General features: G+C 33.2%; 14 protein-coding genes. 7 read left to right on the top strand and 7 right to left on the bottom strand.

Features of this window, described 5'->3' with window-relative positions; genetic code table 11:
* The first annotated feature begins 24 nt into the window (after nt 1–24).
* The 7 genes from thiC (at nt 25) to moeB (ending at nt 6960) form a co-directional block, all read left to right on the top strand.
* Nucleotides 25–1884 carry a phosphomethylpyrimidine synthase ThiC gene (gene thiC, locus AC2TDS_RS07460; protein WP_484738474.1) on the top strand — a complete coding sequence of 620 codons (1860 nt, stop codon included), beginning with the start codon at nt 25–27 and terminating at the stop codon, nt 1882–1884.
* Nucleotides 1885–1963: 79 nt separating this feature from the next.
* Complete coding sequence (locus AC2TDS_RS07455) at nt 1964–2608, top strand: thiamine phosphate synthase (protein ID WP_484738473.1); 645 nt, start codon at nt 1964–1966, stop codon at nt 2606–2608.
* Nucleotides 2584–3348: a bifunctional hydroxymethylpyrimidine kinase/phosphomethylpyrimidine kinase gene (locus AC2TDS_RS07450; RefSeq protein ID WP_484738472.1), complete on the top strand. Its 765-nt coding sequence runs from the start codon at nt 2584–2586 to the stop codon at nt 3346–3348. The genes AC2TDS_RS07455 and AC2TDS_RS07450 overlap by 25 nt, the downstream gene beginning before the upstream one ends.
* On the top strand, nt 3338–3976 hold the full coding sequence (gene thiE / locus AC2TDS_RS07445; RefSeq protein WP_484738471.1) for a thiamine phosphate synthase: 639 nt from the start codon (nt 3338–3340) through the stop codon (nt 3974–3976). The genes AC2TDS_RS07450 and thiE overlap by 11 nt, the downstream gene beginning before the upstream one ends.
* Before the next feature lie 35 nt (nt 3977–4011).
* On the top strand, nt 4012–4782 hold the full coding sequence (locus tag AC2TDS_RS07440) for a thiazole synthase (protein ID WP_484738470.1): 771 nt from the start codon (nt 4012–4014) through the stop codon (nt 4780–4782).
* Between the two features lie 3 nt (nt 4783–4785).
* Nucleotides 4786–5895, top strand: coding sequence for a 2-iminoacetate synthase ThiH (gene thiH / locus AC2TDS_RS07435; protein ID WP_484738469.1), 1110 nt, complete (start codon nt 4786–4788; stop codon nt 5893–5895).
* A 9-nt stretch (nt 5896–5904) separates the two neighbouring features.
* Entirely contained in the window at nt 5905–6960 is a 1056-nt protein-coding gene (gene moeB / locus AC2TDS_RS07430) for a molybdopterin-synthase adenylyltransferase MoeB (protein ID WP_484738468.1), read from the top strand.
* An 81-nt stretch (nt 6961–7041) separates the two neighbouring features.
* Here the strand turns inward: moeB and AC2TDS_RS07425 are convergent, their stop codons facing one another.
* The 7 genes from AC2TDS_RS07425 to AC2TDS_RS07395 all read right to left on the bottom strand — a co-directional run bounded on the left by AC2TDS_RS07425 (nt 7042) and on the right by AC2TDS_RS07395 (nt 14512).
* Nucleotides 7042–8232 (bottom strand): glycosyltransferase family 2 protein, encoded by a 1191-nt coding sequence (locus tag AC2TDS_RS07425; protein ID WP_484738467.1) that lies wholly within the window; start codon nt 8230–8232, stop codon nt 7042–7044.
* 1 nt (nt 8233) lies between these two features.
* Nucleotides 8234–8857 (bottom strand): acyltransferase, encoded by a 624-nt coding sequence (locus tag AC2TDS_RS07420; RefSeq protein ID WP_484738466.1) that lies wholly within the window; start codon nt 8855–8857, stop codon nt 8234–8236.
* A 56-nt stretch (nt 8858–8913) separates the two neighbouring features.
* Nucleotides 8914–10071 (bottom strand): glycosyltransferase family 4 protein, encoded by a 1158-nt coding sequence (locus tag AC2TDS_RS07415; RefSeq protein WP_484738465.1) that lies wholly within the window; start codon nt 10069–10071, stop codon nt 8914–8916.
* Nucleotides 10068–11279 (bottom strand): glycosyltransferase family 2 protein, encoded by a 1212-nt coding sequence (locus AC2TDS_RS07410; RefSeq protein WP_484738464.1) that lies wholly within the window; start codon nt 11277–11279, stop codon nt 10068–10070. Before AC2TDS_RS07410 ends, AC2TDS_RS07415 begins: the two co-directional genes overlap by 4 nt.
* A gap of 65 nt (nt 11280–11344) precedes the next feature.
* The gene (locus AC2TDS_RS07405) at nt 11345–12535 is read right to left on the bottom strand and encodes a glycosyltransferase (RefSeq protein WP_484738463.1); all 1191 of its coding nucleotides are present in this window, start codon (nt 12533–12535) and stop codon (nt 11345–11347) included.
* 81 nt (nt 12536–12616) lie between these two features.
* Nucleotides 12617–13741: a glycosyltransferase family 4 protein gene (locus AC2TDS_RS07400; RefSeq protein ID WP_484738462.1), complete on the bottom strand. Its 1125-nt coding sequence runs from the start codon at nt 13739–13741 to the stop codon at nt 12617–12619.
* Nucleotides 13742–13747: 6 nt separating this feature from the next.
* The gene (locus tag AC2TDS_RS07395) at nt 13748–14512 is read right to left on the bottom strand and encodes a class I SAM-dependent methyltransferase (protein WP_484738461.1); all 765 of its coding nucleotides are present in this window, start codon (nt 14510–14512) and stop codon (nt 13748–13750) included.
* Between the last annotated feature and the right edge of the window lie 7 nt (nt 14513–14519).

Here is a 14519-nt window from a genome sequence, read left to right as displayed (position 1 = left end):
TAACAAGCTAACAATAACCTTAAAATGAAGAAAAAAGACACAGCACCAAAACGAGATGGGATTACTAGAAACCCGTTTCCTAGTTCTAAAAAGGTATACGTAAAAGGGAAAATGTATCCGCAAATTAAAGTGGCGATGCGCGAAATTGAGTTGAGTGATACCATTGATTCTATGACTAAAAAAAGATCTCCAAATGAACCAGTCACTGTTTATGACACTTCAGGGCCTTATACGGATCCAAACAAAGAGATACATATTCATAATGGTATAGAACGTATTCGTGAACCATGGGTTCTAGAGAGAGGAGATGTTGAACAATTAGTAGATTTTTCATCAGAATATTGTAATAGCAGACTGAATGATTCGAGTTTAGATCATTTACGTTTTAATCACCTCAAAAAACCTTTGAAAGCAAAGAAAGGAAAAAATATAACACAATTACATTACGCAAAAAAGGGAATTATTACCCCTGAAATGGAATATATTGCTATTCGTGAAAATCAACGAATAGATGAAATGACCCGTTTATCCAAGCAACATCCTGGGCAGGATTTCGGTGCTAGTATTCCTGCTAAAATAACTCCTGAATTTGTAAGAGATGAAGTAGCAAGGGGCCGTGCCGTGATTCCTTCAAATATTAATCACCCAGAGGCAGAGCCAATGATCTTAGGACGTAATTTTTTGGTAAAAATAAACGCAAATATTGGTAATTCAGCAACCACTTCTTCTATTGAAGAGGAAGTTGAAAAAGCCGTTTGGGCTTGTCGTTGGGGTGCAGACAACATAATGGATTTATCTACAGGAAAAAATATTCATGAAACGCGTGAATGGATTATTCGTAATTCACCAGTACCCGTAGGAACAGTTCCTATTTATCAAGCCTTAGAAAAAGTAAAGGGAATAGCCGAAGATTTAACGTGGGAAATATTTCGTGACACGTTAATTGAACAAGCCGAGCAAGGAGTAGATTATTTTACAATTCATGCAGGAGTCCGACTGCGTTATGTACCTATGACGGCAAAACGAATTACAGGAATTGTATCACGTGGAGGTTCTATTATGGCAAAATGGTGTTTAGCACATCATAAAGAGAGTTTTTTATATACGCATTTTGAGGAAATTTGTGAAATTATGAAATCATACGATGTGGCTTTCTCGTTAGGGGATGGTTTGCGTCCAGGATGTATTGCAGATGCCAATGATGAGGCTCAGTTTGCTGAATTAGAAACTTTAGGAGAGCTAACAAAAATAGCAAGAAAGCATGAAGTACAGTGTTTTATTGAAGGTCCTGGACACGTACCGATGCATATGATAAAAGCGAATATGGACAAACAATTGGAAGCTTGTGATGAAGCTCCTTTTTATACGTTAGGCCCTTTAACAACAGATATCGCTCCGGGTTATGATCATATTACTTCTGGTATTGGAGCAGCTATGATTGGCTGGTTTGGCTGTGCTATGTTGTGCTATGTAACACCAAAAGAACATTTGGGCTTGCCTAATAAAGAAGATGTTCGTACAGGCGTGGTTACCTATAAACTAGCAGCTCACGCAGCTGATTTAGCAAAAGGACACCCAGGAGCGCAACATAGAGATGATGCTTTGAGTAAAGCACGTTTTGAGTTTAGGTGGGAAGATCAGTTTAATTTAGGGTTAGACCCTGAGTTGGCAAGAGAGTATCATGATGAAACATTACCTGCTGAAGGAGCCAAAATTGCTCATTTTTGCTCTATGTGTGGACCTAAATTTTGTTCTATGAAAATTTCACAGGAAGTACGTGATTTTGCTGCTGAAAACAAGGTAGAGGGAGATCAGGTTTTTGCCAAAGGAATGGAAGAAAAATCTAAAGAATTTAAAAGCAAAGGTTCAGAAGTATACTTATAATTAAATGTTAAACAGATAGTATGAATTGCAAATAAATATATAAAACTATTTGTAATTCATAATTCTCAAATTGAAATTTGTGATTGTTTTAATAGCACCAGAGAAAGATATTCATAATGAAATCAAGATCTTACATCAGCTTTTTGATGAAGGGTTAGAGTACTATCATGTTAGAAAACCTGATAAAAGTTATAAAGAACATGTAGCGTATTTACATCAGGTAAATAAAAAATATCATGATAGGATTGTAGTACATTATTTCCATGAATTGGTCAATGACTTTACTATAAAAGGAATTCATTTGCAAGAGCAATCTAGAATTGACTTGGGAGATAAACTAGTAGAATACTGCTTACGGTTTACCAATAAAGGATATACCGTAAGTAGTTCTTTTCATGAGCCTACCGTATTGGAAAATGAAATCTATGTTTTTGATTATCATTTATTAAGTCCGGTGTTTTCATCTATTTCGAAACATGGCTATGAAGGAAGAAGGTTCGATGTTACGCATATTAAGAAAAACATTGTCGGTATGGGAGGGATTAATACAGAAACGCTTCAAGAAACAATGAGGCTTGGTTTTCAGGGTGTTGGTGTTTTAGGCGGAGTTTGGAATACAGAGAATCCTGTTGACAGTTTTATAAAAATTAGAAATGGATACCAAAAATTAAATAGTAGTAATAAGATAAGAGGTAAATTTTGGAACAACAAACGTACATACTGACCATTGCAGGTTTCGATCCGTCCAATGGGGCAGGACTCACATCAGATGTTAAAACGTTTGAAGCCTATAATTTGTATGGATTATCCGTGTGCACGGCAATAACAATCCAAAATGATATAGAATTCAAGGATTGTTTTTGGGTAGAGGAACAGATAATTATCTCTCAATTAGAAACTTTATTTGAGCGCTTTTCTATTTCTACGGTTAAAGTAGGAATTATTCAATCATGGAAGGTTTTAAGTAATGTAATCCAGAAGCTTAAAGACTTAAATCCAACAATAAAAATTATACTAGATCCGGTTTTAAAGGCCAGTGCAGGGTTTAATTTTCATGAGAACCAAGAAATTGAAGTGCTTGAAAGTGTACTAAGAAGCTGTCATTTTGTAACGCCAAATTACGATGAAATAAAAGCGTTGTTTCCTGAGAAGTCCGTTGAAGAAACCATTGAATTTATAGCAGAAAGAACTAACGTGTACCTAAAAGGAGGTCATAGAACGGATAAAAAAGGATGGGATGAAGTGTATTTTTACAAAACAGAGCAATTATCAATAGAACCAAAAGAAATTCAAATATTCGAGAAACATGGAAGCGGCTGCGTTTTATCTGCAGCTTTAGCAGCTAACTTGGCAGTAGGGCTATCCATAGAAAAATCCGCTATAAACGCCAAGAGATATACAGAACAATTTTTACATTCAAATCAATCCCTTTTAGGGAATCACACCTATCAACATGATAAGTAAATTACATTATATCACTCAGGGTACAAAACCAGAGGAGCATTTAGAAAACATTCAGAAAGCATGTGCTACAGGAGCAGAATGGGTACAGCTTCGTATGAAAGATGTTGACGATAAAACAGTACTAAAAACTGCTCAAAAAGCCAGAGAAATTACGGCTCACTATCAAACAAGGTTAATTGTAAATGATTACTATAAGATTGCCAAAGAAGTAAAGGCAGATGGAGTACATTTAGGAAAAACAGACGCATGTCCATTAAAAGTAAGAAGCTATTTAGGAGAGCTGTATACAATAGGTGGAACAGCTAATACTCTAGAAGATTGTAAAGAACTTCTTGAAAAGAAAATAGACTATATAGGGTTAGGCCCTTATCGATTTACAGACACGAAGAAAAAATTAAGTCCAGTTCTAGGGTTAGCGGGTTATAAAATGTTGATGGAAATGCTACAAACAGAAATTCCGATTGTAGCCATAGGAGGAATAACTGTACAAGATGTTCCGGGAATTTTGAAAACAGGAATTTATGGCATAGCCGTATCAGGGGAGATTACAAGAAACTTTAATACAATACCGATACTCCATAAAATATTAAAAACAGATAGTACACGAGAGAAAGTGTACAAAATTTAGTAAACCATTAATTAGGGTGTTAAAAAACGTAATAAATGAAAACATTACAAATAGGGGACAAAGAATTTAACTCAAGATTATTTACAGGAACAGGAAAATTTAGCTCGTCACAATTAATGAAAGAAGCTTTATTAGCTTCAGAAAGTGAATTAATAACAGTGGCTTTAAAGCGCGTAGATGTTCAGGATGATGAAGATGATATGCTAACCCATCTAGGTCATTCAAGAATAAATTTATTACCGAATACATCAGGTGTTAGAACAGCAAGAGAAGCGGTTTTTGCGGCAGAATTATCACGAGAGGCTTTAGAAACCAATTGGATTAAGTTAGAAATTCATCCAGATCCTAAATATCTATTACCAGACCCTATTGAAACGCTTAAGGCTGCTGAAGAATTAGTAAAAAAAGGGTTTATAGTAATGCCTTATATTCATGCTGATCCAGTGTTGTGTAAACGACTGGAAGAGGTAGGAACACAATGCGTGATGCCTTTAGGGGCACCTATAGGAAGTAATAAAGGATTGAAAACACTCGAGTTTTTAGAGATTATTATAGAACAGTCTAATGTACCAGTTATTGTTGATGCGGGTATTGGAGCTCCATCACATGCTGCCTGTGCTATGGAGATAGGAGCCGATGCAGTGTTGGTAAATACAGCTATTGCAGTATCTCAAAATCCAGTAATCATGGCCATAGCATTTAAAAAAGCCGTGGAAGCAGGAAGGATGGCTTATGAAGCTAAATTAGCACCAGTAGCACATAAAAAGGCTGTGTCAAGTAGCCCTTTAACGAGTTTTTTGAGTTAAAGGATGGGGAGCTTCAAAAAAATATTTGACACCTATCAGTGGGAGGCTACTTTACAAGAAATTTTTGATAAAAAAACGGAAGATGTTCAGTATGCTTTAGGCAAAGACAAACGCGATTTGGAAGATTTTAAAGCGTTGATTTCTCCTGCGGCAAAACCATTTTTGGAACAAATGGCACAGATGAGTCGTATGATAACGAAAAAGCGATTTGGGAATACCATTCAGATGTACGCTCCTATGTACTTGAGTAATGAATGCCATAATATATGTACTTATTGCGGATTTAGTTTAACGAATAAAATCCCAAGAAGAACACTAACGGATGATGAGATCCTAAAAGAAGTCGCTTTTTTAAAACAAAAAGGATATGATCATATCTTGTTGGTAACTGGTGAAGCCAATAGAACTGTTGGTGTCGATTATATTAAAAATGCTATTCGATTAATTCGTTCTCAGTTTTCGAATATTACTATTGAAGTGCAGCCTTTAGATCAACATGATTATGAATTGTTGATAGATAATGGTTTATATGCTGTATTGGTGTATCAGGAAACCTATCATAGAGAAGAATACAAAAAACATCACCCTAAAGGAAAGAAATCAAATTTTGAGTATCGTTTAGACACACCAGATAGATTAGGAAAGGCGGGAATACATAAAATTGGTCTGGGGGCTTTATTTGGTTTAGAAGATTGGAGAGTCGATAGTTTTTTTACAGCACTGCATTTAAAATATTTGCAGAAAAGTTATTGGAAAACAAAGTATTCTATCTCATTTCCGAGATTACGTCCACATTCGGGAGGATTAGAACCAAAAGTTGAAATGACTGATTCGGATTTGGTTCAGTTAATCTGTGCTTTCCGGTTGTTAGATGAAGACGTAGAATTATCCATGTCAACTAGAGAGAGTGAAATATTTAGAAATAATATCGTTAATTTAGGCGCTACCTCTATGAGTGCTGAATCAAAAACCAATCCGGGAGGGTATTCGGTAGAGCCTCAGTCGTTAGAACAATTTGAAATTTCGGATGAAAGAAGTACAGAAGAAGTTGTAACAATGCTTAAAAAACAGGGGTTAGAGGTAGTTTGGAAAGATTGGGAACATTTCGGGTAATTTGTAAAAATGAATTTAACAAAACAAGAAAAACAACAGTATAATCGCCATCTTATCTTAGAACAGATAGGAGAAGAGGGGCAGTTAAAGCTTAAACAAGCAAAAGTACTTGTGATAGGAGCAGGGGGATTAGGATGCCCAGTATTACAATATTTAACTGCAGCTGGTGTAGGAACTATCGGGATTATTGATGATGATGTGGTAGATCAAAGTAACCTACAACGTCAAATCTTGTATACTGTGGATGACATTGGTTGTTCAAAAGCAGAAACGGCAGCAAATAAATTATCAAAACTGAATCCATTTATCAAATTCAATGTATATAAAGAAAAATTAACCAATCAGAACGCGATTGTATTATTTAAAGAGTATGATATCATTGTTGATGGAAGCGATAATTTCGCGACTAGATATTTGACAAATGATGCTTCAGTCATAGCAAATAAAGTATTGATTTATGGAGCTGTTTTTAAGTTTGAAGGTCAGGTAAGTGTTTTTAATTACCAAGGAAGTGCTACATATAGGTGCTTGTATCCAATACCTCCAAAACCTGAAGAGTCTCCTAACTGCTCGCAGATTGGTGTATTAGGGGTTTTGCCCGGAATCATAGGAAGTTTACAAGCTAACGAAGTACTTAAAATTATTTGTGGAATGGGAGAAGTTCTATCTAATAAATTATTGATGTATGATACGTTAAGTATGCGACAAATGATTTTGAAATTCCATAAAACAGATACATCTGAGATAACTAGTTTAGAAGATGATTATGAGTTGTTTTGTGGAATGAAAAGGATCAGTAAGGAAATCACTAGAGAAGAATTAGAGCAGAATCGTAGCTATTACAATTTATTGGATGTTCGAGAAACGTGGGAACGAAATGAACATCATATTGGAGGTCAACATATTCCTTTAGGAGAACTATCACAGCGATTTAGTGAGTTAAACACAACAAAGCCAATTGTAGTGTACTGTAAGTCAGGTGTTCGAAGTATAAGAGCTATTGGTTTTTTGGAGGAAGTACTAGATCGTTCGTCATTGATTAATTTAAAAGGAGGTATACTTTAATGACGCACATGACAGTTTTTTAAGTTCGATAAAAATTCAAAATTGTATCATTGGAGTACATAAAAGATAGCCTGCAATCGATTATTTGCTTCTTTTTGCTTTTTCCCATATAACAGGTTGTTTGTTACTAAAATATCGGAGAGCCCCTAAATAGACCGACCAATTCATGATAAAAAAATAGAAAGGAACAAAAAGAATTCTTGATTTAATAGATGTGTCTTTTAAAAACCAACCTATAATAGCGGTTGCATAAAATAGCGATTGTAAGAAAAAAAACAAACTATATTTTCCACTCAGTATAAACCCTTCATTATAGGCAAGAACTGTTGAAACAGGAATTAATAGAAATAAACAAATTGGTGTTAAGGTCCAGCGCAAAACTCTATGAGAGATATATTGAAAGGAAAGGGTTTTATACTTACATATATTTAACAGTTTCTTGAGCCTAATTATTGATTGAATACCACCTGCAGAGATCCGTATTTTTCTTTTGAATTCTTCCTTTACATTCATAGAAGCTTTTTCAATAGCGTATGCCTTTGGATCATATTGAATGGTATAACCTTTCATGGCAATTCTCAGTGAAATAATAAAATCATCAAGTAAGGTGTCTGGCTCAACCTCTTCATATAAGTGGGTTCTTACACCAAAAAGTTCTCCAGCGGCACCAACCACAGAATAAAGTTCGGCATCCCATTTTTTTAATAAGGATTCATATTTCCAGTAGATTCCCTCACCAGACCCAGAAGCAGTATCTGTTTTCTTTTTAAAAATCCGTTTTTCCCCTGAAACACAACCAACTTTTGGGTTGCTAAAACAGTTTACGATTCTTGAAATAGCATCGGTACTCAGTATTGCATTAGCATCACTAAAAATGACAATTGGAGTCACCACATAAGGCATAACTCTATTGATAGCGTTTATTTTTCCATTACGCTCTGCAATGTGAAATAATTGTATGTTATCGAATTTATTTAACAATTCTTTTGTGCCATCATTTGAACCATCTGAAACCCACATTATGGTTAGTTTACTTCTGGGATAATCTAACTGCTGGCAGTTTTTCATTTTTTGCTTTATATATTCTTTTTCATTATAAGCAGGAATTAACAAGGTTACTTCAGGTTGATACTTGACTTCGTTTTTTAAACGTTTACTGTTTTTAAATAGGCGTTTACCTTTAATTAGTACGTACAACAGAATACCATAACCTATATAAGTGTAAAAGATAAGGAATAGCAGTAAAGCGAAGAGCACTTCTAATGTTTTCATCTTATTTTTTGATTTTTTCCCAAATGGTTGTTTTGGGGTTATATTGTTTTATAACTTTGGCAGGGTTTCCGGCGACAACTGAAAAAGGAGGGACATTTTTTGTTACAACGCTACCAGCTGCAACAATTGAGTTTTTTCCTATGGTAACTCCCGCAACAATGACTGAATTTGCACCTATCCAAGAATTGTCTTCAACAGTGACCAAGGAAGTAGATACTCCTTGTTCATGTATGGGGCGTGTTACATCTGAATAGTTATGGTTTAAACCAGACAATACAATGTTTTGAGCAAACCTTATATCATTCCCAATGACTGCTGGTCCAATAATTGTATTCGACAACCCTATTCGCGTTCGATTACCTATAATAACATCACCTACTCCATTATTAATAGCTGAAAAATCTTCAATAGTTGATTCCTTGCCTAGGTCGAATTTGTTCCAGGGTACTACATCAAGACGAGTACGTTTTCTAACACAAGAAGCGTAACCTCTTTTATGAAAAAAAGGATTGACAAACCATTTAACCCATAACCTAGGTCTGGCTTGATTCGGGATAAGAATCGATTTATGAATAATTTTTTTAAGTCGTTTATTCGATTTTATTTTATTTTTTAATGTCTCCATAATCTATTTGTTATTTTTACTAATTGTAAAGAGAATACCAATGATATTTTTCATTATCATAGTAAATATAGACCGTTTAGTGTTTTGATATAAATGGTTAGAACTTTTTTAGCCATGGTTTTCCAAGAAAAATCTTTGCATCTTTCCAATCCTTTTTGAATAAGAAGGTTGCGATATTCTTCTTCTAAAATTATTTTCACCATAGCTTGCGAAATTTCCATGGGCTTTTCAGGGTTTATTACATGTGCAGCTTCTCCAGAAATTTCTGGCATAGAAGAAGTATTTGATGTTATAACCGGAACTCCGCAAGCCATGGCTTCAAGTAAAGGAATTCCGAAACCTTCTCTCTTTGAAGGAAATAAAAAGATGGTACTTTGTGCATAGATAGAAGGTAAATCTTTATCGTCAACAAAGTCTATCAATAGTAAATTGTTAAGGATCTGAGGCTCTTTTATATCTGATAATACTTTCCTAAGTTTAGCTTCTTCATAGTGCAACATCACTAATTTATACTTGGTGAATTGTTGTGAAAAATTAGCGAAGGCTTTTAAGGTGTTTTTGGTGTTTTTTCGTGGGTCTTGATTTCCCATGAAAAATAAGAAATGATCAGGTAATTTGTACTTTTCCTTAACCCTTTTAAGTTCCGATTTCTTTTTAATAGGCTTAAAGTGCGTGCTTACCCCATTATAAATGGTGGTGATACTTTGTTGTTTTTTAAGCTTAAAGTGATCTATAATTTGCGTTCTTTCAAAGTTGGAAACGGTTATGATGTTTTTACTTTTTTTAACTATTTGAGATGCAATAAATCGTCTGTAAATATTTCCAGATTTTTGATAGTTTGTTCCACCTCCTTTTAAAATATTAAAAAAATTATTTTCTAAGAAAATGGTATCATGTAGTGTTAAAATTAAAGGAATGTTAGATATAATCGGAGCTGTACTGCTTGTGCAGTGTAAAACTTGGCAGCCATATTTTTGAGCAACTTTTGGCAGGTGATATTGTTCCCAAATAGGGTATGAACCACCTTTTATTAAAACAATTTTGAAATTAGGCGATTCAGTTATAACATCATTGTCATCGCCAGGTCTCACAAATACATAGTATTCATTTTTTTTATCTATTTCTTGGAGATTTTTAATTAGCTCAATGGTAACTCTATCCATACCGTATTTTTTTAATCTAAACAACCGTTGTGCTTCAATTCCTATTTTCATAATGTATTATTATTAAATGATTGATGTTTTGTATGAATGAATTTTTTATCAACTCCTTTTAATTTAAATAGTAAGGTAAACATGATAAAGAAAGTTTTAGGGAGCATAAAAATTGCTATAAATGTTTTGAGGGTATAATACTTTTTAGGGGTAGCCATTAAAAATGAAGCAACAGTTATTAAAAATATCGAGTACCAATAATATGCGGGGATACTGGTGTTTTTAGAAACAAATAGAATATCAATTAAAAAGTAACAAATTGTTATGATTGTGACAATGCCTAATAAGAGTATTCTGGTTGGGGCAATCATTTGATATACTTTATCTAGAAAGATGAAATTGCCCTTAAAAAACTCTTGTATACCAATTAGAAAATTCTTTTTGAGATGAACAAATTTTGTTGATAGCCACCTCTTACGTTGATTTTTAAAATCTGCTGAACGCTGTATTTTTTCGTCAAAAATAAAAGCATTGTTTAAATAGTCAACAGTAAATCCTTTTCTCAAGATTTTAAAGTCTAAATCTTTATCGAAACCACCTATTGCTTTGATGGTTTTCATGATTTGCTTAAAAAATGAATAATGAAAAGCCATTCCTGAGCCTATTAAAGCTGATGATAACCCCAATGAGCTGTGACCTTTTCTAAAGATATGATTATTTATTTCTTCGCTAATGGCATCTAGCACAGCAATTGATGTATTTAAGTTTTTAGCTACTCTATGAGTTTGAATAGCATTTGACCCTTCATTAAAAGCTTTATTTATTTTTGAAATAAAAAAGGGTTCCATAATATTGTCGGCATCTAATATTAATGCAATATCGTATTGATTTCCAATAGTGTCTAGTGCTTTGTTCAATGCTTTTGCTTTCGTGCTATTTTTGAAGGATACTTCAATTAACCGGACAGGCATTTTTTTGAGATTAGAGAGAGTTTTCTCTAGAAAAGAATCTGCAATTACGATCACTTCGAAGAGATTTAAAGGGTATTTTTGTTGCATGGCAGATTTTGTAGTTTCTAAAATAACTTCATCTTCTTTATAGGCGGGAATTAGTATGGCTATTTTATGTTTTTTCAGGTCATTTTTACATTGCTTTTCACGATAGAAGCATCCCGAAATGGCAAAAACAAATATGTAAATACTAGCCAATCCAAAATAGATGCTTAGAGCGTATTCTATTACTTCAAATATTAGGTTTAAGATATGCATTCCTTATAATTTTTAGATATTATTATTATTATATTCTAGGGAAATATCCTCAGAAATTCCCGTATTTATTTTTCGTTCCAAAGCTTGTCTATAATTTGATCAAACTTTTCAGCTCTTCGTTCCCACGAATTTTTTTCAGCAAATTCAATTCTTTTCTGGATTTTTACTTTTGAATCAAGTTTTATTTCATTTTGAATGAATTGCATAAATTCTTTTTTAGTATTACTCACTCTCACAATCTCTTTAAACTCTGCAAGAGGAGCAAAACTTGTCATTACTATAGGAAGTCCTACAGCTAAGTATTCGTTTATTTTTAAAGGATATATCCCCTTATTTATTTCCAAATAATTATAAGGTATGATTCCTATATCATAACTAGCCAGTAGTTTCGGAACTTCTTTTGGTTTCACCGAATCGTAAAAATTAATATTCGAATATGATGACAGTCTTTCAACAATTGTTGTGTTTGATAAATGACCGGTAAATTCAAAAAGGACATCAGGCATTGACTGTAGTGTATATTCTACTAAATCAATATCAAAGCGGTAATCTAAACAGCCAACATATCCAACTTTTTTTATACGTTCTATTGGATGGGGTTCTTTTTTACCGAAAGGTTTGAACAACTTGAAGTCTACGCCATTTTTAACAACAAAACTCTTTGGATTCAATAGTTTTTTTTGATTTTTCAAAAAATCTGAGCTTGTAATTATTCCATCTACTTTTTTGCAATAAATTTTCTCTTGCATAATTGTCATCCAGTGGTTTCTTAAAAGATCCATTCCGTCGTAACAATAATAGATGTTTAAATGTTCGTTTAGTTTTCCAATAGTCGCCAACCCATAATCAGGATTATAGGCAGAGATAACGACTGGATTTTCAATGGTATGTTTTTTGCAAATTTTTTTAATTTGACGTCTATAAAGAAAAGTGTTTACCTTAGAAAGTATCATATAAACACTCTTATTTTTCACAAAATTAATGGGTAGCATAGGAGGCATTACAAGGTGTTTAATCCTTGTTCCTCTGTTGGATGTAATCTCTTTTAGTCTTTTTTTTATGCCAAGCATTCTTAATACAGGCGCTTTCTTTTTCCCTAAAACAGCAATTACTAAATCCTTTAAAGTTCGTGGATATTCAACAAATAGTACAGAATTATTCTTTGCTAATAAAGACAATATCTGAACTGTTGATTTTGTGAATTTTCCTTCCCAAGTTGTGAAGGAAATACAAATAATATTTTTTCCTTTAATCATGAGTATTTATGGTTTCATTATTTTATACTTTTATTATAGTGATACATGTTCTTACAAACCTTATAAGCTCAATTTATAATTTTAACGAGTTATAATTCTTTGATATACCTTCTGGATTTCTAGTGTCATTTTCTTGATATTAAAATTCATCTTAATTAATGATTCAGCTTTATTTCCGATTGATTCGATCAACGGTTTGTCGTAATGCAATCTAAGGAGCTGTTTTGCCAGCTCCTCTGGGTTTTTACAAGGTATTAGAATTCCGTTTTTATTGTGTTCTATAAGTTCGTTTGTGCCATCAACAGCTGATGCTACAATAGCTTTTTTCATACTCATTGCTTCCAGTAACCCTATCGGTAATCCTTCCCACAAAGAAGGTAAGCAGTAGATATCAATAGCATTTAACAAAGAAGGAATGTCATTTCTAAAACCTGTAAATAGCACATTGTTGGTTGTGTTAAGTTGTTTTGCTAATGATTCAGTTGGCTTCCTTAATTCTCCATCACCAATGATTAAAAAGAATATATTTTTTGTTTCTTTTAATACTATTTCAATAGCCCGAATCATTGTAAAAGGATCTTTTTGAGTTGTAATTCGAGCGATATATCCAACGAGTGTTACTTCATTTGGAATAGCCAACTCTTGTCTAATATCTTTGAATGTTAGGGTCGGATTAAATTTATTTCTGTTAATTCCATTACAAATAACAATGGCCTTTTTTAAATTGAATTTTTTTACGCCTTCGTTCAAATTACTTTCAGAAACATTAATAACAGTATCAGCTTTACGGGTTAAGAATTTTTCAATAAAAACTTTTATGGTATACACTAAAAAAAATTGATCTTGATGAAATGACCATCCATGAACTGTATAGATTAACGGAATAGAAAGCGTTTTTGCAGCCCAAAAAGAATTGGAAACAGCCCTAGTTCCATGAGCATGAATTAGATCAATTTGTAAATCTTTCACTAAATTTTTCACCTTTCTCCAAATGCTAAAATCAAATGGTTTTTCCGAATAAATTACATGACAAGGGATATTCATTTCAACAAGTTTCTCAACCATTTGACCTCTAGTAAAACAAAGAACATAGATTTTAAAAATCGAAGTATCAATCTCTTTTACTAGGTCTAATACATGGGTTTCACCACCGCCAATTTTTCCTTGCCTAATGGTCATTAATATGTTAAATTTTGTTTTTGTCATTACTTTTTATTTTGATTGAACCCATGTTGTCATAAAACCACTGGCAAAATTATTGGGTAGTAGGTCAGCCATCCAACAATCTATTTTTTGAAGAAAAATGATTCTTTTGGTAATTAATGAAAATGGAAAAACGGCCTCAATGAAATTTGATACTTCAAACTTTTGCAGTTTTAGTTCTTCATTAGAAATAGTTGTTAAAAGTGATTTTTTTGAAAAAAACTGCACATGAGTTAAGTCAGGTGCATTTGATTGAATTGTTGTACCCTTGAATCCAAGTATTTTTTTGATGTTAAGTAAGAGTTTGGATAGGGTTTTGTTATGTTTAAAAATCCATTGAACAGGTTTGGTAATAAATACTTCTCTTGGCCCAAATCCATTTGGAACAGTTACAATGAGTACTCCTTTTTGGGATAGTAATTTTTTTAATGAACGAATAACCGCTATAGGTTCATTTAGGTGTTCTATTACTTCACTGCATACAATAGCGTCAAATTTATTATGTATATCCAACTCTTCGGCAGCAATGGCTTTAAATTTGATATTTTTCAAGCTGTTTTTTCTTTTTGCCATCGCAATAGCATCTTTAGAAACATCTATTCCTAAAACGTTGTATCCAGCATAACCAAGCTGCATTGAGATATTACCGTTTCCGCATCCTACATCTAAAACTTTTGCCTCTTTCTTATTTAACAAGTTAATGCTTTTTTGAATAAACTTTAACCTTTTTAGATCTTCTATTCTTTTGTAATCAGTATAATTTTTGAATTCCATAATTAAA

This window comes from Tenacibaculum profundicola, from assembly GCF_057220795.1.
Note: the sequence above shows the minus strand (reverse complement) of the source record. Positions and strands in the feature narration are given on the sequence as shown.

What these genes read in the sequence shown, in the direction of transcription:
- AC2TDS_RS07415 (WP_484738465.1), bottom strand. Translation starts at nt 10,071, where the DNA reads ATGAAAATAGGAATTGAAGCACAACGGTTGTTTAGATTAAAAAAATAC.
- thiC (WP_484738474.1), top strand. Translation starts at nt 25, where the DNA reads ATGAAGAAAAAAGACACAGCACCAAAACGAGATGGGATTACTAGAAAC.
- AC2TDS_RS07425 (WP_484738467.1), bottom strand. Translation starts at nt 8,232, where the DNA reads ATGAAAACATTAGAAGTGCTCTTCGCTTTACTGCTATTCCTTATCTTT.
- AC2TDS_RS07395 (WP_484738461.1), bottom strand. Translation starts at nt 14,512, where the DNA reads ATGGAATTCAAAAATTATACTGATTACAAAAGAATAGAAGATCTAAAA.
- moeB (WP_484738468.1), top strand. Translation starts at nt 5,905, where the DNA reads ATGAATTTAACAAAACAAGAAAAACAACAGTATAATCGCCATCTTATC.
- thiH (WP_484738469.1), top strand. Translation starts at nt 4,786, where the DNA reads ATGGGGAGCTTCAAAAAAATATTTGACACCTATCAGTGGGAGGCTACT.
- AC2TDS_RS07410 (WP_484738464.1), bottom strand. Translation starts at nt 11,279, where the DNA reads ATGCATATCTTAAACCTAATATTTGAAGTAATAGAATACGCTCTAAGC.
- AC2TDS_RS07405 (WP_484738463.1), bottom strand. Translation starts at nt 12,535, where the DNA reads ATGATTAAAGGAAAAAATATTATTTGTATTTCCTTCACAACTTGGGAA.
- AC2TDS_RS07400 (WP_484738462.1), bottom strand. Translation starts at nt 13,741, where the DNA reads ATGACAAAAACAAAATTTAACATATTAATGACCATTAGGCAAGGAAAA.
- thiE (WP_484738471.1), top strand. Translation starts at nt 3,338, where the DNA reads ATGATAAGTAAATTACATTATATCACTCAGGGTACAAAACCAGAGGAG.
- AC2TDS_RS07440 (WP_484738470.1), top strand. Translation starts at nt 4,012, where the DNA reads ATGAAAACATTACAAATAGGGGACAAAGAATTTAACTCAAGATTATTT.
- AC2TDS_RS07420 (WP_484738466.1), bottom strand. Translation starts at nt 8,857, where the DNA reads ATGGAGACATTAAAAAATAAAATAAAATCGAATAAACGACTTAAAAAA.